Below are 22,989 nucleotides of genomic sequence, written 5' to 3'. Positions count from 1 at the left end.
GCTAGTACAAGCGGGGCTAGCAGACCATGCTGCTTTGTGTCAGGATTAGCTATGGCATGACGTTAAGGAACCCAATGAAAAAGATGTTGATCGCGGCCGCGCTGATTGTCGGCGGCCTTCTGAGCGGATGTAACCAGCTTACGCAATACTCCGTTAGCGAGCAGGAGATTAACCAGGCGCTGCAGAAACGTAATCACTTCGCCAAAGATATCGGCCTGCCTGGCGTAGCGGATGCGCATATTGAACTGCAAAACCTGACCAGCGCCATCGGTCGTGAAGAGCCGAATAAAGTGGCGCTGAGCGGAACCGCTAATCTGGATCTGAATTCGCTGTTTGGCAATCAGAAAGCGACCATCGACCTGAAGCTCAAAGCGCTGCCGGTGTTCAATAAAGAGCAAGGCGCGATTTATCTGCGTGAAATGGAAGTCGTCGATGCGAAAGTTAAGCCGGAAAAGCTCACCTCCGTGGTACAGACGCTGATCCCTTATCTGAATCAGTCGCTGCGCAGTTATTTCAACCAGCAACCGGCCTACGTTCTGCGTGAAGATGCCAGCACCGGCGAAGCCTTAGCGAAGAAATACGCTAAAGGCATCGAAGTGAAACCGGGCGAGATAATCATCCCCTTCACTGACTAAACGATAAGGGCGCTGAATATGGCGCCCTTAATTTTTTACGGAAATGAGTGCAAAGGAAAACGTTTACGCTTATCCTTAGTGCCCGGCAAAAAACAGCCCTGATGACTGAACCAATTAGCCGGAGCCTTCCATGACAGCACAACCCCAGGTATTGAAAATCCGCCGCCCTGACGACTGGCATATTCATTTACGCGATGATGATATGTTGAAAACCGTCGTGCCTTACACCAGTGAGTTTTATGGCCGGGCGATCGTGATGCCGAATCTGGTACCGCCGGTAACGACCGTCGCTGCTGCCATTGCTTACCGCCAGCGCATCATCGATGCAATTCCCGCCGGGCATGATTTCACGCCGCTGATGACCTGCTACCTGACCGACACGCTCGACCCGGACGAACTGGAGCGCGGTTTCCATGAAGGCGTGTTCACCGCAGCCAAGCTCTACCCGGCAAACGCCACTACCAATTCCAGTCACGGCGTAACCAGCACCGACGCCATCATGCCGGTACTGGAACGGATGGAAAAACTGGGCATGCCGCTACTGGTGCACGGCGAAGTTACCCATGCTGATATCGATATCTTCGATCGCGAAGCGCGCTTTATCGAGACGGTGATGGAACCGCTGCGCAAACGGCTGCCGGGGTTAAAAGTGGTCTTCGAACATATCACCACCAAAGATGCTGCTGAATACGTGCGCGACGGCAACGAACTGCTGGCCGCCACCATCACGCCGCAGCATCTGATGTTTAACCGCAATCATATGCTGGTTGGCGGTATTCGTCCGCATCTATACTGCCTGCCGATCCTCAAGCGAAACGTCCACCAGCAGGCGCTGCGTGAACTGGTCGCCAGCGGGTTCAGCCGCGCCTTCCTCGGCACAGACTCCGCCCCGCACGCGCGCCACCGTAAAGAGGCCAGCTGCGGCTGTGCGGGCTGTTTCAATGCCCCCACCGCGCTCGGCAGCTACGCCACCGTCTTTGAAGAGATGAATGTGCTGGAGCATTTTGAGGCTTTCTGCTCGCTGAATGGCCCGCGTTTCTACGGCCTGCCGGTGAATGAAAGCTACGTTGAACTGGTACGTGAAGAGAGCACCGTTGCCGAAAGTATCGCTCTTCCAGACGATACGTTGGTGCCGTTCCTGGCCGGTGAAACCGTGCGTTGGACGATGAAAAAATAAAGTTTTTTGCCCCCTGTTGTAAATGCGCAAGTGTTACTGTATAAATAAACAGTATATTACCCAGGGGGCCATTATGCGCATCGAAGTGTCAATTGCCAAAACCACAGCCTTACCCAGCGGCGCGCTGGAAGCGCTGAATAACGAACTCGCTAAGCGTATCGCTCAACATTATCCGGAACGAGAAAACCAGGTCACGGTACGTTACGCCGCCGGCAATAATTTATCTGTCATCGGTGGCCTGAAAGAAGACAAAGACCGGATTAGCGAAATCCTGCAGGAAACCTGGGAAAGCGCCGACGATTGGTTTATCCACGACTAAGCCTCCGGGTTTGCTTACGCAAAATCAATTTGCTCCCTCATTGTGCTTTTTTTTGCCGGGTCGCCCCGGCTTTTTTATCTCCGCCTATAACTAAGACTTTCCTTAATATCCTGATAAATTCCTTAAAAAATAATGAGACTCAGGATGAAATCCGCGCAAAAAACAACCGATCAGCGCAAAATTTGTCTCTAATTATTTATTTTCTCGAGTTTGCACTTAACTGCTGATATAATTAACCTGCTTCAGAAAACAAGCATTAAACCTCGAGAATTGTTGTCTTTTAACATATGAATAAGGGGTTATGATGGAAAAGAATAATGAAGTCATCCAGACCCATCCCCTCGTCGGATGGGACATCAGCACCGTTGATAGCTACGATGCGCTGATGTTGCGCCTGCACTACCAAAACCCCACCCAAGAAAGCGATAAAGAAGCAGAAATTGGCCAGACGCTATGGCTAACGACGGATGTCGCACGTCAGTTTATTTCTATTCTGGAAGCAGGAATAGCGAAGATAGAATCTGGCGATTACCAGGCAAATGAGTATCGCAGACATTAGCATCACCGATGATGTCTAAATATTCACTGAACAGGCACCTGCGGGTGCCTGAATTATTTTTCGCGCTTGTACATCCGGCTGATGTTAATTACCCTGCTAATAAAACAATAACCCGGAACTCACCATGCAATACGACCTCATCATTATCGGTAGCGGCTCCGTTGGCGCTGCCGCTGGCTATTACGCCCGCCGCGCCGGTCTGAATGTCCTGATGACCGATGCCCACAAACCGCCGCACCTGGAAGGCAGCCACCATGGCAACACGCGTCTGATTCGTCACGCTTATGGCGAGGGCGAAAGATACGTACCGTTGGTGCTACGCGCCCAGCAGCTATGGGACGAATTTGCGCAAAGTAGCGGCGAGGCCGTATTCGAAAAAACCGGGGTTATTAACCTTGGCCCCGCCGGCTCCGATTTTCTCAATAACGTGGCCCACAGCGCGCGTCAGTTTGAGCTTAACGTGGAAGAGCTGGATGCTGAGGCGGTTATGAAACGTTGGCCGGAGATTCGTATCCCGCAAGATTACCGGGCTATTTTTGAACCGGCTTCCGGCGTGTTACGCAGCGAGCTGGCGGTAGAAACCTGGATTCGCCTGGCGCGCGAAGCGGGCTGCGCCCAACTGTTCAACTGCCCGGTTACCGCAATTCACCATCACACCGACGGCGTGACCATTGATACCGCCGATGGTAGCTACAGCGGCAAAAAACTGCTGATCAGCGCCGGGACCTGGGTAACAAAATTATTGCCGGAACTGCCCATTCAACCGGTACGTAAAGTCTTCGCCTGGTTCCAGGCCGATGGTCGCTATAGCGCGAAAAATAACTTCCCGGCTTTCACCGGCGAGCTGCCGAATGGCGATCAGTATTATGGCTTCCCGGCGGAAGACAACGAATTGAAGATCGGCAAGCATAATGGCGGCCAGCTGATTTCCGAGCCGGGCGAGCGGAAACCGTTTGGCGCTGTCGCCAGCGATGGCTCTGAGTCGTTCAATTTCCTGCGCAACGTGCTACCCGGAATTGGCGGCTGCCTGCACGGCGCTTCCTGCACATACGATAATACGGCAGATGAAGATTTCATCATTGATACCCTTCCCGGTCACGACAATACATTACTCATTACCGGTTTAAGCGGTCACGGTTTCAAGTTTGCGCCGGTACTTGGCGAAATTGCGACGCAATTTGCGCAAGGTGAAACGACGGAGTTTGATCTGACTCCCTTCTCGCTGGCGCGATTTTCACAATAATAGCCAGCTATAAAACAAAACGGCCTCGATTGAGGCCGTTTCATCTCAGAGAGCGTGTATGCGTCGCCTGTACCACTGGTTAGTCAACAACGTGCGCGAGCACTTTATGATTTATCTCGCGCTGTGGCTGCTGCTAGCAGTAATCGACCTCATCTGGTTATGGTTTTACTGACGGGTCGGGATCCGGGATACCTAGTTTGGTATTAAGACGGCCGCGGGATTTATTAAAAATCTTATTGCCATTTTCTCGCCCCGCCCGCAATTTGCGCTGCTCCTCTTCCGGCAGTTTATGCTCTTCCATACAGGCTTCGCTGCAGCAACCGGCAAATTTCTCGGCACAAGCCGGGCACTGAATAAACAGCAAATGGCAGCCGTCGTTGAGGCAATTGGTGTGGCTGTCGCACGGTGCGCCGCATTGATGGCAGTGGGCAATCACATCATCAGAAATACGCTCGCCCATTCTCTCGTCAAAGACAAAGTTCTTACCGATAAAGCGTACCGGCAAGCCCTGTTCACGGGCGCGGCGTGCGTACTCGATAATCCCGCCTTCAATGTGCCACACCTTATTGAAACCGCTATGCTTCATCCAGGCGCTGGCTTTCTCACAGCGAATGCCGCCGGTACAGTACATGACAATCTTCTTGTCTTTGTACTCCTGCATCATCTCAACCGCTTTCGGCAATTGATCGCGGAAGGTATCCGCCGGAATTTCCATCGCGTTCTCGAAGTGACCGACTTCGTATTCATAATGGTTGCGCATATCGATGAATACCGCGTCCGGATCGTCCAGCATCGCGTTCACTTCCGCCGCTTTCAGGTACTCGCCCACGTCAGAGGGATCAAAAGTCGGGTCATCAATACCGTCGGCCACAATACGGTCGCGAACCTTGAGGCGCAGGACCCAGAAGGATTTACCGTCATCATCCAGCGCGATATTCAGACGTAACCCTTTCAGCGCCGGGTCAAAACCATCGAGAAACTCACGTAACGCCGCGACCTTGCTTTCCGGCACGCTGATCTGCGCATTGATACCTTCATGGGCCAGATAGATGCGGCCAAAGACATTCAGCTTAGTCAGCGCCAGCCACAGGGCGTCGCGGGTCGCTTTCGGGTCAACGATAGTGAAATATTTATAGAACGAGATCGTCGTGCGCGGCTCGGTTTCAGCCAGCATCTGCGCCTTTAACGTCTCATTTGAAATGCGGTTGTGTAACACTGGCATGGTGTACCTGCTCGACATAGGAAATGAGTAAAATAAACGGCGGGCATCATATAGCAAACACCGTTAATTTACATCCCTACATTTTACGCTACATTTCAGCCACGTAATTTTCAGCCGTTAACAATCAGCTTCAGCAGGAGACTGCTTTTGGCGGCAGCGCAAAAAAATGCGATAATAGAACGCGTTGTTAAATCAGACAGGTATGAAATGACCCATTTACCGAAATTTTCCGCCGCGCTGCTCCATCCGCGCTACTGGCTGCTTTGGCTGGGCATAGGCCTGTTGTGGTTAGTTGTCCAACTCCCTTATCCGGTTATCTACCGTCTCGGTAATGCCATTGGTCGTCTGGCAATGCGTTTTATGAAACGCCGCGCAAAAATCGCTTATCGCAATCTTGAACTCTGCTTTCCTGAGAAGAGCGAGCAAGAGCGTCATCAGCTGGTAGTACAAAACTTTGAGTCCGTCGGCATGGGCCTGATGGAAACCGGGATGGCATGGTTCTGGCCAACCCGACGCATTGCGCGCTGGACAGACACCATCGGCTTCCAATATGTCCGCGACGTGCAGGCACAACAGCGCGGCATTCTGTTGATTGGTATTCATTTCCTGACGCTGGAAATGGGCGCGCGCATGTTCGGCATGAACGAGCCCGGTATCGGCGTCTATCGCCCGAATGACAATCCGGTTATCGACTGGCTGCAGACCTGGGGCCGCCTGCGTTCCAACAAAGATATGATTGACCGTAAAGATCTCAAAGGCATGATCCGCGCGCTGAAAAAAGGCGAAGTGGTCTGGTACGCCCCGGATCACGACTACGGCCCGACCGCCAGCGTCTTCGCGCCGCTGTTCGCCGTCGACCAGGCCGCCACCACTTCGGGTACCTGGATGCTGGCGAAAATGTCCAAAGCCTGCATTGTGCCATTTGTTCCGCGCCGCAAACCAAACGGCAAAGGCTATGAGCTCATCATGCTGCCGCCGGAGTGCGATCCGCCGTTGGATAACGCGGAGACCACCGCCGCATGGATGAACAAAATCGTCGAACAATGCATCATGATGGCGCCAGAGCAATATATGTGGCTGCATCGTCGCTTTAAGACGCGTCCGGAAGGCGTGCCTTCGCGCTACTGATTGACTCATTATCCGGGTGGTCCCCTGCCCGGATATATTTTTACCGCCGATCCTTTTTAATACTCCTTTAGCTTTAAAAGCTACGCTCCATTGCGACAACCATTTCTCAGGCGCATAATTAGCAGGCTCATATTTTCCTTTATTTTGACCCGCGCCGCGGGCCAGTGAGACCTTATGTCGTCTGCTGATACGCCTATTAACTGGAAACGAAATCTTACCGTCACCTGGCTTGGCTGCTTTTTAACCGGCGCCGCCTTTAGCCTCGTGATGCCTTTTTTGCCACTCTATGTCGAACAGTTGGGTGTGACCGGCCATAGCGCGCTGAATATGTGGTCAGGGTTGGTGTTTAGCATTACCTTCCTGTTTTCCGCCGTTGCCTCGCCGTTCTGGGGCGGATTAGCAGACCGTAAAGGGCGTAAGATTATGCTGCTGCGTTCAGCGCTGGGAATGGCCATCGTCATGATGCTGATGGGCATGGCGCAAAACATTTGGCAATTCCTGATCCTGCGCGCGCTGCTGGGTTTACTGGGCGGTTTTATCCCCAATGCCAATGCGCTGATCGCAACCCAGATCCCGCGTCAAAAAAGCGGCTGGGCGCTAGGAACGCTTTCAACCGGCGCGGTAAGCGGCGCCCTCCTTGGCCCGCTGGCGGGCGGTTTCCTTGCCGACCACTGGGGTTTGCGCACCGTCTTCTTCATGACCGCCACGGTGCTGTTTATCTGCTTCCTGTTCACCCTATTTTTGATTCGCGAAAACTTTGTTCCGGTGAACAAAAAAGAGATGCTCAATGCCAGGGACGTTTTCGGTTCGCTCAAGAACCCTAAACTGGTGCTCAGCTTGTTCGTGACCTCATTGATTATCCAGGTGGCGACGGGTTCCATTGCGCCGATCCTGACGCTCTACGTGCGCGACCTGGCGGGTAACGTCAGCAATATCGCCTTTATTAGCGGTATGATTGCCTCCGTACCCGGCATTGCCGCCCTGCTGAGCGCGCCACGTTTAGGCAAGCTCGGCGATCGTATTGGGCCGGAAAAGATCCTGATCGTTGCCCTGGTTATTTCCGTGCTGCTGCTGGTCCCAATGTCATTCGTTCAGACGCCGCTACAGCTGGGTATTCTGCGCTTTTTGCTCGGCGCCGCCGACGGCGCGCTATTACCCGCCGTACAAACTCTGCTGGTGTACAACTCCACCAGCCAGATATCGGGGCGTATCTTCAGCTATAACCAGTCATTTCGCGATATTGGCAACGTCACCGGGCCGTTAATCGGCGCCTCGGTCTCGGCTAACTACGGCTTCCGCGCCGTGTTCCTCGTCACCGCCTGCGTCGTCCTGTTTAACGCTTTTTACTCGACCATCAGTCTACGTCGCCCACGGCATAACGCTTCAGCGGATGACGGAGGCTCGGGTAAACGTTCGGTAAATTAAGCGCTTCAGCGCTTCTCTGCCTTGACGCCAGGCTAACCGCCTTCTATAGATTGAAACGTGTTCCTTTTTCATTCTTCTTAGGGGGTTAGCTATGTCAACGGAATCAGTTTTCTACGCCACGCTCGAAGAGGCAATCGACGCCGCCCGGGAAGAGTTTTTGGCCGATAATCCCGATAGCGATGAAGAAACTGCCGATATCGAACAGTTCAATATGCAGAAGTACGTACTCCAGGACGGTGATATCGCCTGGCGGGCTGAATTCTTCGCCAGCGAAGATGAAGAAGGCGAGTGTCTCCCCATGCTCAGTGGTGAAGCGGCGCAAAGCGTATTTGACGGTGATTATGACGAAATCGAGCTACGCCAGGAGTGGGTGGAAGAAAATACGCTACACGAATGGGATGAAGGCGAGTTTCAGCTGGAGCCTTCCCTGGATACCGAAGAGGGGCAGACGGCAGCCGATGAGTGGGACGAGCGTTAATTACTCATAGGGACCATGGCTGGCGTCTAACGGCAGCAACAGCGTATCAAATACCAGCGAGAATGGCAGATCGAGAATGGTCAGATAGCGCCAGCCTGAATCGCGAACATCCCACTGTACGCCGGGGTAATATTGGTTGCCATGGCCCTGCCCCGGTACCGTACGGCTAATAATGCTGCCGCAGCCGCTGAGTACCAGCGTCATGGCGATAAGCACAAATATTCTCATTCACTTCCTCTCAGGCAAAAAAATACCGGCACAATTGCCGGTATTTTCCTTAACGTACGGCTTACTTCGTTTTCAACGCCAGCGGGTTCAGCGTGAGTTTCTGATACTCCCCCACCCAGGAAGAGTATTTCTCCGGGGAGTTCCACACGCGGTAGTGCAGACGCGACATCGTTACAGGATCGCTTAACAGAACCAGACGACGATCGCGGTTAAGTTTATCAGGCGTTTCATTCAGCGCCTGCTCAACGTGGCGTTCACGGGCAATATCCAGAATACGACCGTGGCGATGACGCGCCGTTGCCATTGCCGTCGCCAGGGCGTTGAACGATGGGTTAAACACCGCATGCATAAAGCCATCGCCCAGCGAACGCTGACGGTTCAGAGTCAGGTAAGCATCGGTATCTTTCAGTACCTGCGGCGGCGAATACTCTTCCGGGATCAGGAACAATTTCCAGCGTTTAGTACGCAGACCTACCGTCGCGCGGCTGGAAATTGCCGAAACAAATGGAGAGAGAATTAGCGACACGACGATAGGCGCCAGCCAGAACAGGAAACGCAGATCCAGCCACGCCATACCAACCGCCCAAACCAGACCCAGAAGCAGCTGCGAGCCGTGACGCATAAAGGCCTCGCCCCAGGGCGTTGAGTCATCATCGCGCTGCGGTGAATTCCACACCACCTCCCAACCGAGGAACGCGCTGACCACGAACACGGTGTGGAACAGCATGCGCACCGGCGCCAGCAGCACCGAGAACAGCACCTCCAGCAGCAGGGAAAGCGTCACGCGGAAGAAGCCGCCGTACTCTTTCGGCCCCTTGCACCACACCAGAATGATACTCAGCAGTTTCGGCAGGAACAGCAGTACCATGGTCGAGGCAAACAGCGCGATAGCCAGTTCTGGACGCCACTGCGGCCATACCGGGAACAGCTGGCGCGGTTGCAGGAAGTATTGCGGCTCGGTCAGGGCGTGCACGACCTGCAGCGCAGTCGACAATGCAAGGAACATAAACCACAGCGGCGCCGACAGATAAGACATGACGCCGGTCAGGAACACCGCACGGTGTACCGGGTGCATCCCTTTCACCAGGAACAGGCGGAAGTTCATCAGGTTACCCTGACACCAGCGACGGTCGCGCTTCAGCTCATCCAGCAGGTTCGGCGGCAGCTCTTCATAGGAGCCTGGCAGATCGTAGGCGATCCATACGCCCCAACCCGCACGGCGCATCAGCGCGGCTTCCACGAAGTCATGCGACAGAATCGAACCGGCAAAGTTACCCTCGCCCGGCAGCGGCGCCAGCGCACAGTGTTCGATGAACGGCTTCACGCGGATAATGGCGTTGTGACCCCAGTAGTGCGATTCACCCAACTGCCAGAAGTGCAGCCCGGCGGTAAACAGCGGGCCGTACACGCGGGTGGCGAACTGCTGGCAGCGCGCATAAAGGGTATCCATACCGGAGGCGCGCGGCGAAGACTGGATGATCCCGGCATTCGGATTCGCTTCCATCAGGCGCACCAGCCCGCTCAGGCACTCGCCGGTCATCACTGAGTCAGCGTCGAGCACCACCATGTAACTATACTGGCTACCCCAGCGACGGCAGAAATCATCGATGTTGCCGCTTTTACGTTTCACGCGACGGCGACGGCGACGATAGAAGATCTGGCCTTCACCCTGCACTTCGGCAATCAACTCCATCCACGCTTTTTGCTCGGCAACGCAAATATCCGGGTCGTAGCTGTCGCTTAGCACGTAAACGTCAAAATGCGCAGCGTTACCCGTCGCTTTCACCGATTCCCAGGTGGCGCGCAGGCCGGCAAACACGCGGTCAACATCTTCGTTGCAGATTGGCATAATAAGCGCCGTCCGGTGTTCCGGGTTCAGCGGCTCGTCACCAACGGTGGATGCCGAAATACTGTATTTATCACGCCCGATCAGCAGTTGCAGGAAGCCCATCAGCGCGGTCCAGAAACCGGCCGAGACCCAGCAGAAAAGTACCGCGAAGAGGATCAGGATGCCGGTCTGCAACACGTACGGCAGTAGCTGCATGAAGGAGACCCATAGATCCTGGCCAACCATATCGGATGGATTGATCAACGCCCACCCCTGATAAGGGAGGATGGTCTTCATATACCACGTGGCCACCACCGTTTGCGCCAGCGTCAGCAGCAGCAAAATATAGCGGCGAATGGTGCCGACGGTACGCCATTTCTGTTCGCTTTCGCGCTCTTCCTGCGTGAGACGAGAGAGATAGCGCGGAGTCACATCACGGCCACGCAGACGATCCCAGAAGCGGCCTACCGGGTTGGTACGCCACGGGTCGGGGATCATCGAGGAACGTTTCGCTTTCGGCATCGCATGAAGCTGAGTGCGTCCTTCATCATCTTTCACCAGCTGATCGCCGGCCAGAGAGTCCGGCCAGCTATGCTCCAGCCGCGCTTTTACCGATCCTAATGGGGAATCTTCATCGCGCGAAAAATGATGATGCTCTGCGTCAAGCGCTTCATGTACGGCTTGCAGGCTCGTATCAGGTAATGCGGCTTTTTCTGCATCCGACAGCGGCAATGCGTCGATATAATTCGTTATCTTATTCATTGGCAGGCAGCTGATAGCTCCAGGTTTCGCTTAGCGTCTGATCGCCATTGACCAGCGCCGCACGCATTTCCGTGGTTTTCTTCGGATCTTTCACTTTCACGCGCAGGGTCATACGCCAACCTTTGATAACCGGATTATAGCGGACCGAGTTTTCCACGATTTCGGCGTTATCGCCGATGCTCGCCTGCGCCGTTACCGGGGTATCCGCCGCCATTTTTTTCATGTCAGCGCCGGTGAAATCAACGATGAAAGCGATGGTGCCATCTGGCTGGCGAATGAGATTAGACTGCTTCACATCACCGGTTGAGCGGCGAGTCTGCACCACATAAGCGCTGTCTGGCGCATGCAGTTTGTCTTCATCGCGGCTGAAGGTAATAGAGTACTTGAAGTTCATCTCTTTGCCTGGTTCCGGCAGCTGATCCGGGGTCCAGTAGGTGACGATATTATCGTTGGTTTCATCGTTGGTCGGGATTTCAACCAATTCGACTTTACCCTTACCCCAGTCGCCTTTCGGAGTGATCCACGCGCTCGGGCGCTGGTCGTAACGATCGTCGAGATCTTCAAATCGGGAGAACTGGCGGCCACGCTGCAGCAGGCCAAACCCTTGCGGGTTCTCCATCGCATAACTACTGACGGCCAGATGTTTCGGGTTATTCAGCGGACGCCAGATCCACTCGCCGTTACCGGCAAGAATCGACAGACCGTTGGAGTCATGTAATTCCGGACGATAGTTGGTGGTCGGCGACGGTTGGTTCGGCCCAAACAGGAACATACTGGTCAACGGCGCCACGCCAAGCTTGCCGACTTTGTCGCGCAGATAAACCTTCGACTGCACATCAACCACGGTGTCGCGCCCGGGCATAATCACAAAGCGATAGGCGCCGGTCGCACGCGGGGAATCCAGCAGCGCGTAGATAGTTAAGCGCTTATCGGTCGCTTTCGGACGCTCAATCCAGAACTCGCGGAAGCGAGGGAACTCTTCGCCGGACGGCAGCGCGGTATCGATAGCCAGGCCGCGGGCGGAAAGCCCATAGACCTGACCCTGGCCCAGAACGCGGAAGTAGCTGGCCCCGAGCATGCTGACGATTTCGTCATTCTTGTCTTTGCTATTGATCGGATACAGTACTTTAAAACCGGCGAAACCAAGGTCTTTCACCGTGTCTTTATCGTGCTGAACATTGCCAAAATTAAAATAATCCGGGCTATATTTAATTTTACGTACGCTGGTGCTGGTCACTTCATTAATAGTAACCGGCGTGTCGAAATACATGCCCTGGTGGTAAAATTCCAGCTTGAATGGGGTCTTCAGATTATTCCAGTAGGCTTTATCGTGATTGAACTGGATTTGCTGGTAATCCGCGTATTTCATATCGCGGAAGGCGGAGGGCAGGTTACTTTTTGGCGCTTCATAGCCTTTCCCGGCTAACGTTTTCGCCTGTTTTGCTACGTCATCAATGCTGAATGCCCATGCAGATGAAGTACACAGGGACAACATTACGGCTGCGCTTAACCAACGCATTTTCATCATCTGTGGTTTATGTTTCATAGTAAGTAAGCACTTCCCCCTTTGTGTGCTTAAATCGATCCGATCTATTTTAATGGAAACTCAGGCAATCCGACAACATAATCCCTGCATTGTTCAGCTTAGCGGACCAGGGAATAAACAGTTCTCTGTCCCATATTGCACTTTGCGTACTTATCCTGGAGACAGATACCCTGAGTTCATGTAGGGTTGCTGGCAATGTAACCGTTATCGCCCTGAGTGATAAGACGAATTGTCTGAGATTGTTGTGAATTTATGAATAAAACACCAGTAGAACGTGAATATTTCTTCGACAGTATCCGCGCCTGGCTGATGCTGTTAGGGATCCCGTTTCACATCTCACTTATCTACTCCAGCCACAGCTGGCATGTGAATAGCCTGGAGCCCTCCTGGGGGCTAACGCTGTTCAACGATTTTATCCATGCCTTCCGTATGCAGGTCTTCTTTGTTATTTCCGGCTATTTCTCATACATGCTTTTTCTCCGCTATCCGCTGAAGAAATGGTGGAAAGTGCGTGTAGAGCGAGTTGGCATCCCGATGCTCACCGCGATCCCGCTGCTCACCCTGCCGCAGTTTCTGATGCTGCAATACGTCAATGGTAAAGCCCAGGACTGGCATACGCTCTCCGGCTATGACAAATTCAACACCCTGGCCTGGGAGCTTATCTCCCATCTGTGGTTTTTGCTGGTGCTCGTGGTGCTGACCACCGCCGGGATAGTGCTGTTTAAGTGGCTGGCCAATCGGCGAAAAACGCAGACCGTCAGCTTCGGTGACACCGTCACATTCAGTCAATTATCGCTGATTTTTCTGGGGCTTGGCGTATTGTATGCGGTGATCCGTCGCACCATTTTTATCGTATACCCGCCGATTCTCAGCAACGGACTGTTTAACTTTATCGTTATGCAGACCCTGTTTTATCTGCCGTTCTTCATTCTCGGCGCGCAGACCTTCATCAATCCGCGACTAAAAGCGATGTTCACCACTTCATCACCCTGGTGTTTTGTTGGCGCTCTGCTGGGCTTTATCGCCTATCGTCTTAACCAGCAGTATGGTTCTGGCGATGGCTGGATGTATGAAACCGAATCGGTGATTACGATGGTGCTGGGGCTGTGGATGGTAAACGTGGTGTTCTCACTGGGCCACCGCCTGCTTAACTTCCAGTCCGCTCGGGTGACTTACTTCGTCAACGCTTCGCTGTTTATCTACCTGGTGCACCATCCGCTCACCCTGCTGTATGGGGCATGGATTACGCCGATAATAAAATCGAACCTGTTAGGTTTTATCACCGGACTGGTATTTGTGGTGGGGATTGCGCTGATATTGTACGAAATCCATCTTCGTATTCCGCTGCTGCGCTTCCTGTTCTCAGGTAAACCGCAACAAAAACCGGCGAAAGCGCCGGTGTCGGTTAACTAAAATCTGCAACCGACAGCGCGCCCGCGCGCTGTCGGTATCACGATTCATTCTGCCTGTAATAATCGCTGATAGATTTCCGCCGTTTCTTTATCAAAACAGACGAAATAGACCCGTTCCAGCGGATTATATCGGGTGAGGAAAGCATTCACCGTTTTTACCGCAATTTCCGCCGCCGCCTGTTTCGGATAGCCATATACGCCGGTGCTGATAGCCGGAAAAGCAATAGAACGATAATTATTGGCTGCCGCCAGCAACAGACTATTGCGATAGGCATCCGCCAGTAATTCAGCTTCCTGCTCGCCGCCGCCGTGCCAGACGGGGCCGACCGCATGAATCACCGCGCTGGCCGGTAAATTACCGGCGCTGGTGATAACCGCATGCCCGGGCGGACATTCGCCCTGCTGCTGACGGACTATTTTGCAGGCGGCCAGTAATTCCGGGCCCGCGGCCCGATGAATGGCGCCATCAACGCCACCGCCGCCCAGTAACGATGGGTTGGCCGCGTTAACAATAACATCTACCTGCAACGTCGTAATATCGCCGAGAACTACTTCAGGTTGAACAACCATTTCCCCCTCCTGTCGGCAAACGTCTTCATACCTAGCGTGATGTCTACTATGGCATGATAGCCCCCAAGGCGGAAGCCTGAGGGCCAGTATTTAGCGATAATTCACTTCGAGGATAGCGCGGGTATGTTGCGGATCAATATACTTTAATTGTGCCGAATGGACGGCGTCATTGCTGTAATTCCCCGTCGTCAGCACCTGCGGCGAAACCATATGGGTACGCAGCCGCGGACAGGCCATTTCAATCTTATCACCCACACTATTGGCTTCGCAGGAGGGGTCAACGACCTGCCCGTAAATGGCGACAACGCCGCCGGTCGGCGCGGCATTCACTGAGCCAAATAAGCATGACAACATCAGACATGGCACCGCTAAGGCGTGGATTTTTTTTATCACGGCAGACTCCTCTGTTTGAATAGCAAAGAAGCAACAGGCCATCCCTGAGCGCACTGCGCCGCCAGACTACGGCAAGGCAATGATTGCGTTATAAAACACAAATATATTACTTTTTGTTTTCTTTTTGATAACAAAACCGATTCATCTTGATTTTGCTACAAAAAATCTGCGTGGGAATATCAGGTGAGAGACGGGAAAACCCCTGCGGGTCCGGCAGGGGCTGTACTGTTAACGATAATTCACTTCGAGGATAGCGTTAGTGTGCTGAGGATTAATGTAGGTTAATTGCGTAGATTTGATATTGGCATGTTGCAGATCCCCTCGGGCCACCTGCTGAGCAGAAAAAGTAACTGACTTCTGCTTAGCGCAGGCCATCGAGACCTGATCTTCTGAAGAACGAATTTGACAAGGCGGTTCGACAACGCCGCCGTGGAAACGAATCACGCCGCTTGCGGCGCTAGAGGTAGTCGAAAAAGTCAATAAAGCGGGAAGGAAACAAACTGTAGCAAGTAGTACGCCAGTCATTTTTTTCACGGCAAAACCCCTCTGCGTAACGGTCAAAAAAACCTTACAAATCATCCATGAGCGCAGTTGAATACAAGCAACTACATACAAAATCAGTATATATATGAAGTACCTGTTGATACTTTTTTCTCTTCGTTTTTGCAAACGGTATCAAATTATTATGGTTTGTTTGCTCAAAATGTCTGCATTAAGAGGAAAAAACAATCGAAGAGGGGTTGATGCGAAAAGGCTTTCATGTAGTGCGTGACGGGAAGCTTCCTCCCGTCATCGAGGAAATGTGAAGAAAATCAGACGTGATCGTTAGCCAAAGATTTATTCTTTGCCGCTCGCGCTGCCAGCCACAGCCCGCTATTTTTCATGGCATAGCCAAAAACCAATCCCAGCGCCAGAGACGGCACGACAATGCGCCAGTCGCCGCTCGCGGCAAACGTCGCGCAGGCGCCGATAAAGGTTCCGGGAACAAAAGAGAGCAGCAGCTGGCGCGCCTGAATGCACATCAGGAAAGCGACTATTCCGGTCATCACATAGCTGAGGATTTCCAGCTGCGGCGCCAACGCGCTACCGTAAATAATCACCAGCGCCCATATCACGCCGCTCATGACCGTGCAGGCGGAAATCAACAGCCCTTTCAGACCGCCCTGTGGGCACGCGAAATAGGCCGTACAGCCGAGGAATCCGGCCCAGCTCAGCAGGCCAAGTGAGACCGCCACCCATCCCCAAATGCCGGAGAGAATGCCCGTCGTGAGTGCGATTGCGAAGAGTATGTTCATGCCGCGTATCATAGCAGATACGCGGCAACCAAATGCGATCCAGAACACACAATATGAATGCGTGAGTTTGCTGTTTCACATCAAAAGTGACCTGTGTCACATTTATTCGTCGTTTTCTTCCTGTAGTTCATCCCACATCGCGGAAATCGCTTCACGCGTTAATAGCGCCATGGTGCGCCAGAATGCAGTTTGCGCATGCGCTTCCATTTTTCCAAGGAAGGTGCCGCACCACGGCAATAGATAATCGGCAAACAACGTTTCCAGCGTTTCGCTTTCGTCATCCGAGGCATGATCTTCAAGCCAGGATGCGGCCAGCAGTAAGGATCCGATATGATCGGTCGGGCCTTCGCCAGTGGGAATACCGTGTTGAGTAAGAAAACCGCGGACTTCCGCTTCAGTGGCCCCTTCAACCCACGCGCTACGATAAGGTGAAACCGCACATTCGTCACCGACGAACAGGGCGTTGTAATCAGCGGTTAAGGGCTGGGTATCACAACTCTTCTGCAGACGCTCCAGTAATTCATCCTGTTCCAGCGGCCAGCTGGCGGCCAGCTTGCCATCGCGAATCAGCGTGAACAGCGGCACTAACAGCGGATCCTGCGGCTGACGATAGTACAGCGAGCCCAGCACGCGACAGAGGATTGAAAATTCATTCATACAATATGTTCCAGTGGTTCAAATTAAAGGTCTGCAAATTCCGCAATCGCCGGCATTCCGCGTGATTCGAGGAAATTCAATAGTCGACGCGGACTGACGTTGAGGATCCGCTCTTCCGGGAAATTCACCGCGTCAAGGATTTTGCGGCATTCGGTAAATTCGCCAAGGGTAAAGGCGGTATGCGAGTCCGAACCCAGCGCCACCCAACCACCCGCATCACGCACTGCGGCGGCGATCGCCCGGCAATTATCCTCACTACCAATACGCGATGAGAGGAATGAGGAATTATTAATTTCCAGCGCCACATGATGCTTTGCCGCCGCTTCGGCTACCGCTGGAATATCGATTGGGAACTTCGGATTACCAGGATGGCTAATCATGTGGACTGCGCCACTGGCAATCGCGGCAATCATCGCTTCAGTATGAGTGGCTTTATCCTGGGGCGGGAATACTGGCTCATGAAATCCAGCAATGATCAGATCCAGCGAAGTCAGCATTGGTCCGGTACAGTCAATTTCACCTTGGGTATTTTTGATATTCGCTTCAATACCGCGCAGAATGCCGACGCCATCAACCAGACGCGGCCAGATACGCATATTGACGAAATGCCAGTAGTGCGGGGCATCTGCCATATCCGGGCCGTGATCGGTTATCGCAAATAGTTTAATGCCTTTACGTTTGGCCTCGGCAATATAGTCATGCAGGGTACTGTAGGCGTGGGTGCTGGCGACGGTATGCATGTGCAGGTCAACAGGATACATCACAATCTCCTCCTCTATTTGTGGCAAGAATAGCAGGAATCAGGAGTCATGATCAGTAAAAACCCCGCCGTAGCGGGGTTATCGATTAGTAACCGCGCTGGCGGTCGACCAGCCCGCTGACCGTTTCACCCCGCTCCAGGTGGCTAATGGTGCTGGCGATATAGGCAATTGCTTCCTGCGGACGGGTAACGGCGGCAATATGCGGCGTCATGGCCACGCGCGGATGCGCCCACAGCGGGCTCTCTTTCGGCAACGGTTCGCGGCTAAAGACATCCAGCATCGCCCCTTTCAGTTTGCCGCTATTAAGCGCCGCCAGTAAATCCGGCTCGACGATATGCACGCCGCGGGCGAGATTCAGAACATAGCTGTTATCCGGAAGTTGAGAAAGTAAGGTTTCATTAATGATGCCGACGGTTTCGGCCGTATTGGGCAACAGGTTGATCAGCACTCGGGTTTCTTGTAGAAACGCGCCCAGTTCTTCCTGACCGGCAAAACTCTCAACCTGCGGCCAGGATTTGTGGCTACGGCTCCAGCAGCGCAGCGGGAAACCCCAGCGCAACAGGCTTTCCGCGACTTTGCCGCCCAACACCCCTGCCCCCATGATACCAATAGTGAAATCCTCGCGACGATATTCCGGCAACGGCTGCCAGCGGGATTCCTGCTTCAGCGCCTGATAATCATCAAAGCGGCGGAACCAGTGCAATACCTGGCTTACCGCATATTCCTGCATCTGCAGGCCCATGCCGGTATCTTCGAGGCGGAACAGCGGAATCGAAAGCGGCAGCATTTCCGGATGTTCCCGCAGCTTGCTAAGAATGGAATCCACGCCTGCGCCGAGGGCAAAAACCGCTTTCAATTCGCGGCCTTGCAGCATTTCTACCGGTGGATGCCAGACCAGCGCATAGTCGGCTGGTTGATTGTCGCCAGGTTTCCACTCACGAACGCGCGCTCCCGGCAGATGTTTTTCCAGTTCTGCTATCCAGTATGGGGTATCGAACGTTGGGTGGTAAAAAATAATCTCCATAATGACTCCTGATTACTGACGCGTGAGTAGGTTGAGGTTTGCGTCGTGTTTTACTCTTTGTTTTGTATTGGTTTGCCAGCATAACAAATTCCGCATCGCTATCGAGCAATAAAGAGAATGGCGACAAAAAAAACGATTACCGCGCGATTAAGAAGCAAGTTGTTTGAAGTTTGGCTAAACGCATCTTTTTTTAAAAAAGATGATTGACGGGAGATACGTATTTCCCTACATTAGCGCCCGTTCCCAGCAACAACGGGAAAGACAATATGGTGAGGTGTCCGAGTGGCTGAAGGAGCACGCCTGGAAAGTGTGTATACGGCAACGTATCGGGGGTTCGAATCCCCCCCTCACCGCCATATTCGAGATGAGAGCTCGTACGAAAGTACGGGCTCTTTTCTTTTATATTCTCCGTTGGGGGGGACGAGAACCCCCGACCGGGGTTCGACAACTGGCGCAGCCAGTTGGACAGACCGCGAACGCAGTAAGTGGGCTGCCCCGCAGGGGCGAGCGAAGCGAGTCAATCCCCCCCTCACCGCCATATTCGAGATGAGAGCTCGTACGAAAGTACGGGCTCTTTTCTTTTATATTCTCCGTTGGGGGGGACGAGAACCCCCGACCAGGGTTCGACAACTGGCACAGCCAGTTGGACAGACCGCGAACGCAGTAAGCGGGCTGCCCCGTAGGGGCGAGCGAAGCGAGTCAATCCCCCCCTCACCGCCATATTTTAAGAAGAGCTCGTACGAAAGTACGGGCTTTTTTTTCGCATGTGGCACCCGCTGGGGGGATGAGAACCCCCGACCGGGGTTCGACAACTGGCGCAGCCAGTTGGACAGTCCGCGAACGCAGTAAGCGGGCTGCCCCGACAAAAACGCCGGGAGCGTTTTTGAACAACGCCTGCGTTGGCCCCGAAGGGGCGAGGCCCATGGATGGGCCGAGTAACGGCGAGCGAAGCGAGTCAATCCCCCCTCACCGCCATATTTTAAGAAGAGCTCGTACGAAAGTACGGGCTTTTTTTTCGCATGTGGCACCGCCGCCCTTCCCGGGGTCGGCATAAATGCCTCGCCCGGGCTACCCATCCCACAGGCCGCACCATTAGCCAGTAGCCCGGCCAAGCGCAGCGCCGCCGGGAAAAAACGAAGCTAATCCTCTTCCATCCGCTGATACTCTTCGCTGAGATAATCCACCAGCGCTCTGACGGAAGGTAATAAACCGCGCCGCGAGGCGAACACCGCATGAATGACTTCCCGACGCGGTTGCCACTCATCAAGCACGATTTCCAGCTCCCCTGACGCCAGCTGATCGCGCACCATTAATAAAGGAAGTTGAACCACGCCAACGCCCGCCATGGCCGCCTCGCGCAGCGCCAGCATATCGCTGGTCACCATCCGCGGGGTGAAATAAACCTCGGCTCGCGCCCCCTCCGGACCGGTCAGCTGCCATTTATGCTGATGTTTTCCGGCGCCAATACTTAGCCCCGGCCAGGTACTCAATTCCGCCGGCGCCTGTGGGCGCCCAAGCCGAGCGATCAGCGCCGGACTCGCCACCAGGCGATGACCGCGATCGGCCAACACCCGCATGACCAGGTCGCTATCTTCAAATGGCCTTGGCCGCACGCGGATGGCCACGTCAACCCCCTCGCCCACCACATCCACCCGCCGATTGGTGGCTTCCAGATGCAGCGTTACTCCAGGGTATCGCACCATAAAGCGTGCCAGCATCGGGCCAACATGGGCATGCAGCAGGGTTACCGGGCAGGTGAGCTTGACGCTGCCGCGCGGTTCAGATTGCAGCGTTTCTACCGCCTGATGCGCCGCTTCGGCTTCTATCAACATCGCCTTGCAATGTTGGTAGAAAGTTTGGCCGACTTCCGTGACGGCGAACTGTCGGGTGGTTCGTTGAATCAGGCGCACGCCCAAGCGTTCTTCCAGTTGCGCAATGCGGCGGCTGAGTTTGGATTTAGGCTGGTCGAGCGCCCGACCAGCAGCGGCAAAACCGCCATGGTCTACCACCTGAACAAACCAGGCCAGGTCGTTGAGATCCTGCATCCTTTTCTCCATCGTTCCATTTTTAGAACAGTATAGGTCATTTTCGCTATCTACCGGAATATTAGCCCCAGATATAAGCTTATTCACATCAGATACAGACACGCAGGAGATAACCATGAAACAGATTACTGGCGTTTACACCGCCCCTTCGCAGCACTGGGTGGGTGACGGTTTCCCGGTTCGCTCAATGTTTTCTTACCAGACCCACGGCGAACAACTGAGCCCATTTTTACTGCTCGACTATGCCGGTCCGCATACTTTTCCGGCGGGAAACGGTAAACGCGGCGTCGGCGAGCATCCGCATCGCGGATTCGAAACCGTCACCATTGTCTACTCCGGTGAAGTAGAGCATCGCGACTCAACCGGCAGAGGCGGCATTATCGGCCCTGGCGACGTGCAGTGGATGACGGCTGGGGCCGGGATCCTGCATGAAGAGTTCCACTCGGAAGCGTTCACCCGCTCCGGCGGTGAACTGAAAATGATGCAGCTGTGGGTCAACCTGCCGGCGAAAGACAAGATGACGACCCCGGGCTATCAGAGCATTACCGCAGACGTCATTCCGCAAGCGACGCTGGAAGACGAGGCCGGCAGCGTCAGAGTGATTGCCGGGCGTTACGGCGATGTCGCCGGCCCAGCGCATACGTTCTCACCGTTGAACGTGTGGGATATGCAGCTCAAACAAAGTCACGATGTGACATTGCATCAGCCGGAAGGCTGGAGCACCGCGTTGGTTGTACTCGAGGGCGAAGTCACCGTCAACGGTACCGAAAACGCACGGGAAGGACAGCTGGTAGTGCTGAGCCAAAAAGGTGAAGCCTTCCATCTGGAAGCGGGCTCCAACGCGAAGGTTCTGCTGATGGCCGGCGAGCCGCTCCAGGAGCCGATCGTGGGCTACGGCCCGTTTGTGATGAATACCAAAACGCAAATTGCCGAAGCAATTCGCGATTTTAACAGCGGCCGTTTTGGCCAAATCTAACGAAATTGAGGTGAAGAATATGTCTACTCCAGCTAACTTTAACGGTTCTCGTCCGGTGATTGATGTTAACGATACCGCGATGCTGTTGATTGACCACCAAAGCGGCCTGTTTCAGACCGTCGGCGATATGCCGATGCCGGAACTGCGCGCTCGCGCCGCCGCGCTGGCGAAAATGGCATCGCTTGCCGGGATCCCGGTGATCACCACCGCTTCCGTGCCGCAGGGCCCGAACGGCCCGTTGATTCCGGAAATTCATGAAAATGCGCCGCATGCGAAGTATATTGCGCGTAAAGGCGAGATCAACGCCTGGGATAACCCGGAGTTTGTCGCCGCGGTGAAAGCCACCGGGCGTAAAACCTTAATCATTGCCGGTACTATTACCAGCGTGTGCATGGCTTTCCCGGCGATTGCCGCCGTCGCCGACGGTTATAAGGTGTTTGCCGTTATCGACGCCTCGGGTACCTATAGCAAAATGGCGCAGGAGATCACCCTGGCCCGCGTAGTCCAGGCCGGCGTAGTACCAATGGATACCGCCGCGGTAGCCTCTGAACTGCAGCGCACCTGGAACCGTCCGGATGCCGCCGAGTGGGCTGAGGTGTACACCAAAGTCTTCCCGGCGTATCAGTTGCTGATTGAAAGCTACAGCAAGGCGCAGGACGTCGTGAAGAATAACGAAAAGCTGGACTCCCAGCGTTAAAATAGCTGCCCCGTCGATGAATCGACGGGGCAGTGTTCATTGCTTAACCGAACGGTAAAGAAAGAAAAAAATATGCTTGACCGTTTTAGCTCAACTCCCTATAGTAGCGCCCCGTTGCCCACCCAAGGTGAGCAGCAAGACAATATGGTGAGGTGTCCGAGTGGCTGAAGGAGCACGCCTGGAAAGTGTGTATACGGCAACGTATCGGGGGTTCGAATCCCCCCCTCACCGCCATATTCGAGATGAGAGCTCGTACGAAAGTACGGGCTTTTTTTTCGCATGTGGCACCCGCTGGGGGGATGAGAACCCCCGACCGGGGTTCGACAACTGGCACAGCCAGTTGGACAGACCGCGAACGCAGTAAGCGGGCTGCCCCGCAGGGGCGAGCGAAGCGAGTCAATCCCCCCCTCACCGCCATATTTTAAGAAGAGCTCGTACGAAAGTACGGGCTTTTTTCTTTTATATTCTCCGTACGGGGGGATGAGAACCCCCGACCGGGGTTCGACAACTGGCGCAGCCAGTTGGACAGACCGCGAACGCAGTAAGCGGGCTGCCCCGCAGGGGCGAGCGAAGCGAGTCAATCCCCCCCTCACCGCCATATTTTAAGAA

24 protein-coding genes and 2 tRNA genes are annotated in these 22,989 nt (G+C 54.1%); 14 read left to right on the top strand and 12 right to left on the bottom strand.

Annotation, left to right across the window (positions count from 1 at the left end; genetic code table 11):
• Positions 1-74: 74 nt before the first annotated feature.
• The 6 genes from PGQ95_RS08700 to PGQ95_RS08675 all read left to right on the top strand — a co-directional run bounded on the left by PGQ95_RS08700 (position 75) and on the right by PGQ95_RS08675 (position 4,105).
• Entirely contained in the window at positions 75-635 is a 561-nt protein-coding gene (locus PGQ95_RS08700) for a lipoprotein (protein WP_087858011.1), read from the top strand.
• Positions 636-765: 130 nt separating this feature from the next.
• A complete protein-coding gene (gene pyrC, locus PGQ95_RS08695; protein WP_430917763.1) occupies positions 766-1,812 on the top strand; it encodes a dihydroorotase in 1,047 nt (348 codons plus the stop codon).
• A gap of 73 nt (positions 1,813-1,885) precedes the next feature.
• The gene (gene dinI / locus PGQ95_RS08690) at positions 1,886-2,131 is read left to right on the top strand and encodes a DNA damage-inducible protein I (protein ID WP_087858013.1); all 246 of its coding nucleotides are present in this window, start codon (positions 1,886-1,888) and stop codon (positions 2,129-2,131) included.
• A 304-nt stretch (positions 2,132-2,435) separates the two neighbouring features.
• Complete coding sequence (gene bssS / locus PGQ95_RS08685; RefSeq protein ID WP_015367208.1) at positions 2,436-2,690, top strand: biofilm formation regulator BssS; 255 nt, start codon at positions 2,436-2,438, stop codon at positions 2,688-2,690.
• Positions 2,691-2,814: 124 nt separating this feature from the next.
• Positions 2,815-3,933: an N-methyl-L-tryptophan oxidase gene (gene solA, locus PGQ95_RS08680; RefSeq protein WP_087858014.1), complete on the top strand. Its 1,119-nt coding sequence runs from the start codon at positions 2,815-2,817 to the stop codon at positions 3,931-3,933.
• Positions 3,934-3,991: 58 nt separating this feature from the next.
• Positions 3,992-4,105, top strand: coding sequence for a YceO family protein (locus tag PGQ95_RS08675; protein WP_015367210.1), 114 nt, complete (start codon positions 3,992-3,994; stop codon positions 4,103-4,105).
• Here PGQ95_RS08675 and PGQ95_RS08670 read toward each other — a convergent pair.
• Positions 4,091-5,155 (bottom strand): rhodanese-related sulfurtransferase, encoded by a 1,065-nt coding sequence (locus tag PGQ95_RS08670; protein ID WP_087858015.1) that lies wholly within the window; start codon positions 5,153-5,155, stop codon positions 4,091-4,093. The genes PGQ95_RS08675 and PGQ95_RS08670 overlap by 15 nt on opposite strands.
• Positions 5,156-5,362: 207 nt before the next feature.
• Here PGQ95_RS08670 and PGQ95_RS08665 point away from each other — a divergent pair, with 207 nt between their 5' ends.
• The 3 genes from PGQ95_RS08665 to PGQ95_RS08655 all read left to right on the top strand — a co-directional run bounded on the left by PGQ95_RS08665 (position 5,363) and on the right by PGQ95_RS08655 (position 8,186).
• Positions 5,363-6,283 carry a Kdo(2)-lipid IV(A) acyltransferase gene (locus PGQ95_RS08665; RefSeq protein WP_087858016.1) on the top strand — a complete coding sequence of 307 codons (921 nt, stop codon included), beginning with the start codon at positions 5,363-5,365 and terminating at the stop codon, positions 6,281-6,283.
• A gap of 174 nt (positions 6,284-6,457) precedes the next feature.
• A complete protein-coding gene (gene mdtG, locus PGQ95_RS08660; RefSeq protein WP_087858017.1) occupies positions 6,458-7,708 on the top strand; it encodes a multidrug efflux MFS transporter MdtG in 1,251 nt (416 codons plus the stop codon).
• A gap of 91 nt (positions 7,709-7,799) precedes the next feature.
• Positions 7,800-8,186 (top strand): MysB family protein, encoded by a 387-nt coding sequence (locus PGQ95_RS08655; RefSeq protein WP_087858018.1) that lies wholly within the window; start codon positions 7,800-7,802, stop codon positions 8,184-8,186.
• Here the strand turns inward: PGQ95_RS08655 and PGQ95_RS08650 are convergent, their stop codons facing one another.
• From PGQ95_RS08650 to mdoG, 3 genes are all read right to left on the bottom strand, one after another.
• The gene (locus PGQ95_RS08650) at positions 8,187-8,414 is read right to left on the bottom strand and encodes a YceK/YidQ family lipoprotein (RefSeq protein WP_087858019.1); all 228 of its coding nucleotides are present in this window, start codon (positions 8,412-8,414) and stop codon (positions 8,187-8,189) included. It abuts the gene before it with no gap.
• Positions 8,415-8,475: 61 nt separating this feature from the next.
• Positions 8,476-11,004, bottom strand: coding sequence for a glucans biosynthesis glucosyltransferase MdoH (gene mdoH / locus PGQ95_RS08645; protein WP_113374206.1), 2,529 nt, complete (start codon positions 11,002-11,004; stop codon positions 8,476-8,478).
• Entirely contained in the window at positions 10,997-12,550 is a 1,554-nt protein-coding gene (mdoG, locus tag PGQ95_RS08640) for a glucans biosynthesis protein MdoG (RefSeq protein WP_045393624.1), read from the bottom strand. Before mdoG ends, mdoH begins: the two co-directional genes overlap by 8 nt.
• Before the next feature lie 252 nt (positions 12,551-12,802).
• On the opposite strand from mdoG, the gene mdoC reads away from it, so the two are divergent.
• Positions 12,803-13,963: a glucans biosynthesis protein MdoC gene (mdoC, locus tag PGQ95_RS08635; RefSeq protein WP_430917759.1), complete on the top strand. Its 1,161-nt coding sequence runs from the start codon at positions 12,803-12,805 to the stop codon at positions 13,961-13,963.
• Positions 13,964-14,007: 44 nt separating this feature from the next.
• Here the strand turns inward: mdoC and ymdB are convergent, their stop codons facing one another.
• From ymdB to ghrA, 7 genes are all read right to left on the bottom strand, one after another.
• Positions 14,008-14,532, bottom strand: a complete 525-nt coding sequence (gene ymdB / locus PGQ95_RS08630) for an O-acetyl-ADP-ribose deacetylase (RefSeq protein ID WP_087858022.1) — start codon at positions 14,530-14,532, stop codon at positions 14,008-14,010.
• 90 nt (positions 14,533-14,622) lie between these two features.
• On the bottom strand, positions 14,623-14,925 hold the full coding sequence (locus PGQ95_RS08625) for a type 1 fimbrial protein (RefSeq protein ID WP_087858023.1): 303 nt from the start codon (positions 14,923-14,925) through the stop codon (positions 14,623-14,625).
• A 228-nt stretch (positions 14,926-15,153) separates the two neighbouring features.
• Positions 15,154-15,450 carry a fimbrial assembly protein gene (locus PGQ95_RS08620; protein ID WP_228302313.1) on the bottom strand — a complete coding sequence of 99 codons (297 nt, stop codon included), beginning with the start codon at positions 15,448-15,450 and terminating at the stop codon, positions 15,154-15,156.
• A 287-nt stretch (positions 15,451-15,737) separates the two neighbouring features.
• Positions 15,738-16,220, bottom strand: coding sequence for a DUF1097 domain-containing protein (locus PGQ95_RS08615; RefSeq protein WP_080961886.1), 483 nt, complete (start codon positions 16,218-16,220; stop codon positions 15,738-15,740).
• A 102-nt stretch (positions 16,221-16,322) separates the two neighbouring features.
• Positions 16,323-16,877: a TorD/DmsD family molecular chaperone gene (locus PGQ95_RS08610; RefSeq protein WP_430917755.1), complete on the bottom strand. Its 555-nt coding sequence runs from the start codon at positions 16,875-16,877 to the stop codon at positions 16,323-16,325.
• A gap of 23 nt (positions 16,878-16,900) precedes the next feature.
• Positions 16,901-17,638 (bottom strand): phosphatase, encoded by a 738-nt coding sequence (locus PGQ95_RS08605; RefSeq protein WP_015367224.1) that lies wholly within the window; start codon positions 17,636-17,638, stop codon positions 16,901-16,903.
• Positions 17,639-17,723: 85 nt separating this feature from the next.
• The gene (gene ghrA / locus PGQ95_RS08600; protein ID WP_430917753.1) at positions 17,724-18,662 is read right to left on the bottom strand and encodes a glyoxylate/hydroxypyruvate reductase GhrA; all 939 of its coding nucleotides are present in this window, start codon (positions 18,660-18,662) and stop codon (positions 17,724-17,726) included.
• A 268-nt stretch (positions 18,663-18,930) separates the two neighbouring features.
• On the opposite strand from ghrA, the gene PGQ95_RS08595 reads away from it, so the two are divergent.
• Positions 18,931-19,018 (top strand) — tRNA-Ser (locus PGQ95_RS08595).
• A gap of 783 nt (positions 19,019-19,801) precedes the next feature.
• On the opposite strand, the gene PGQ95_RS08590 is transcribed toward PGQ95_RS08595, so the two are convergent.
• The gene (locus PGQ95_RS08590; protein WP_015367227.1) at positions 19,802-20,707 is read right to left on the bottom strand and encodes a LysR family transcriptional regulator; all 906 of its coding nucleotides are present in this window, start codon (positions 20,705-20,707) and stop codon (positions 19,802-19,804) included.
• A 115-nt stretch (positions 20,708-20,822) separates the two neighbouring features.
• Here PGQ95_RS08590 and PGQ95_RS08585 point away from each other — a divergent pair, with 115 nt between their 5' ends.
• The 3 genes from PGQ95_RS08585 to PGQ95_RS08575 all read left to right on the top strand — a co-directional run bounded on the left by PGQ95_RS08585 (position 20,823) and on the right by PGQ95_RS08575 (position 22,614).
• Complete coding sequence (locus PGQ95_RS08585; RefSeq protein ID WP_430915017.1) at positions 20,823-21,683, top strand: pirin family protein; 861 nt, start codon at positions 20,823-20,825, stop codon at positions 21,681-21,683.
• A gap of 19 nt (positions 21,684-21,702) precedes the next feature.
• Positions 21,703-22,380 carry an isochorismatase family protein gene (locus PGQ95_RS08580; protein WP_015367229.1) on the top strand — a complete coding sequence of 226 codons (678 nt, stop codon included), beginning with the start codon at positions 21,703-21,705 and terminating at the stop codon, positions 22,378-22,380.
• 146 nt (positions 22,381-22,526) lie between these two features.
• Positions 22,527-22,614 (top strand) — tRNA-Ser (locus PGQ95_RS08575).
• Positions 22,615-22,989: the final 375 nt, after the last annotated feature.

The sequence above is a fragment of the Klebsiella sp. 141240 genome (assembly GCF_050600805.1).
In the GTDB taxonomy this organism is placed as follows: domain Bacteria; phylum Pseudomonadota; class Gammaproteobacteria; order Enterobacterales; family Enterobacteriaceae; genus Klebsiella; species Klebsiella aerogenes.
Note: the sequence above shows the minus strand (reverse complement) of the source record. Positions and strands in the feature narration are given on the sequence as shown.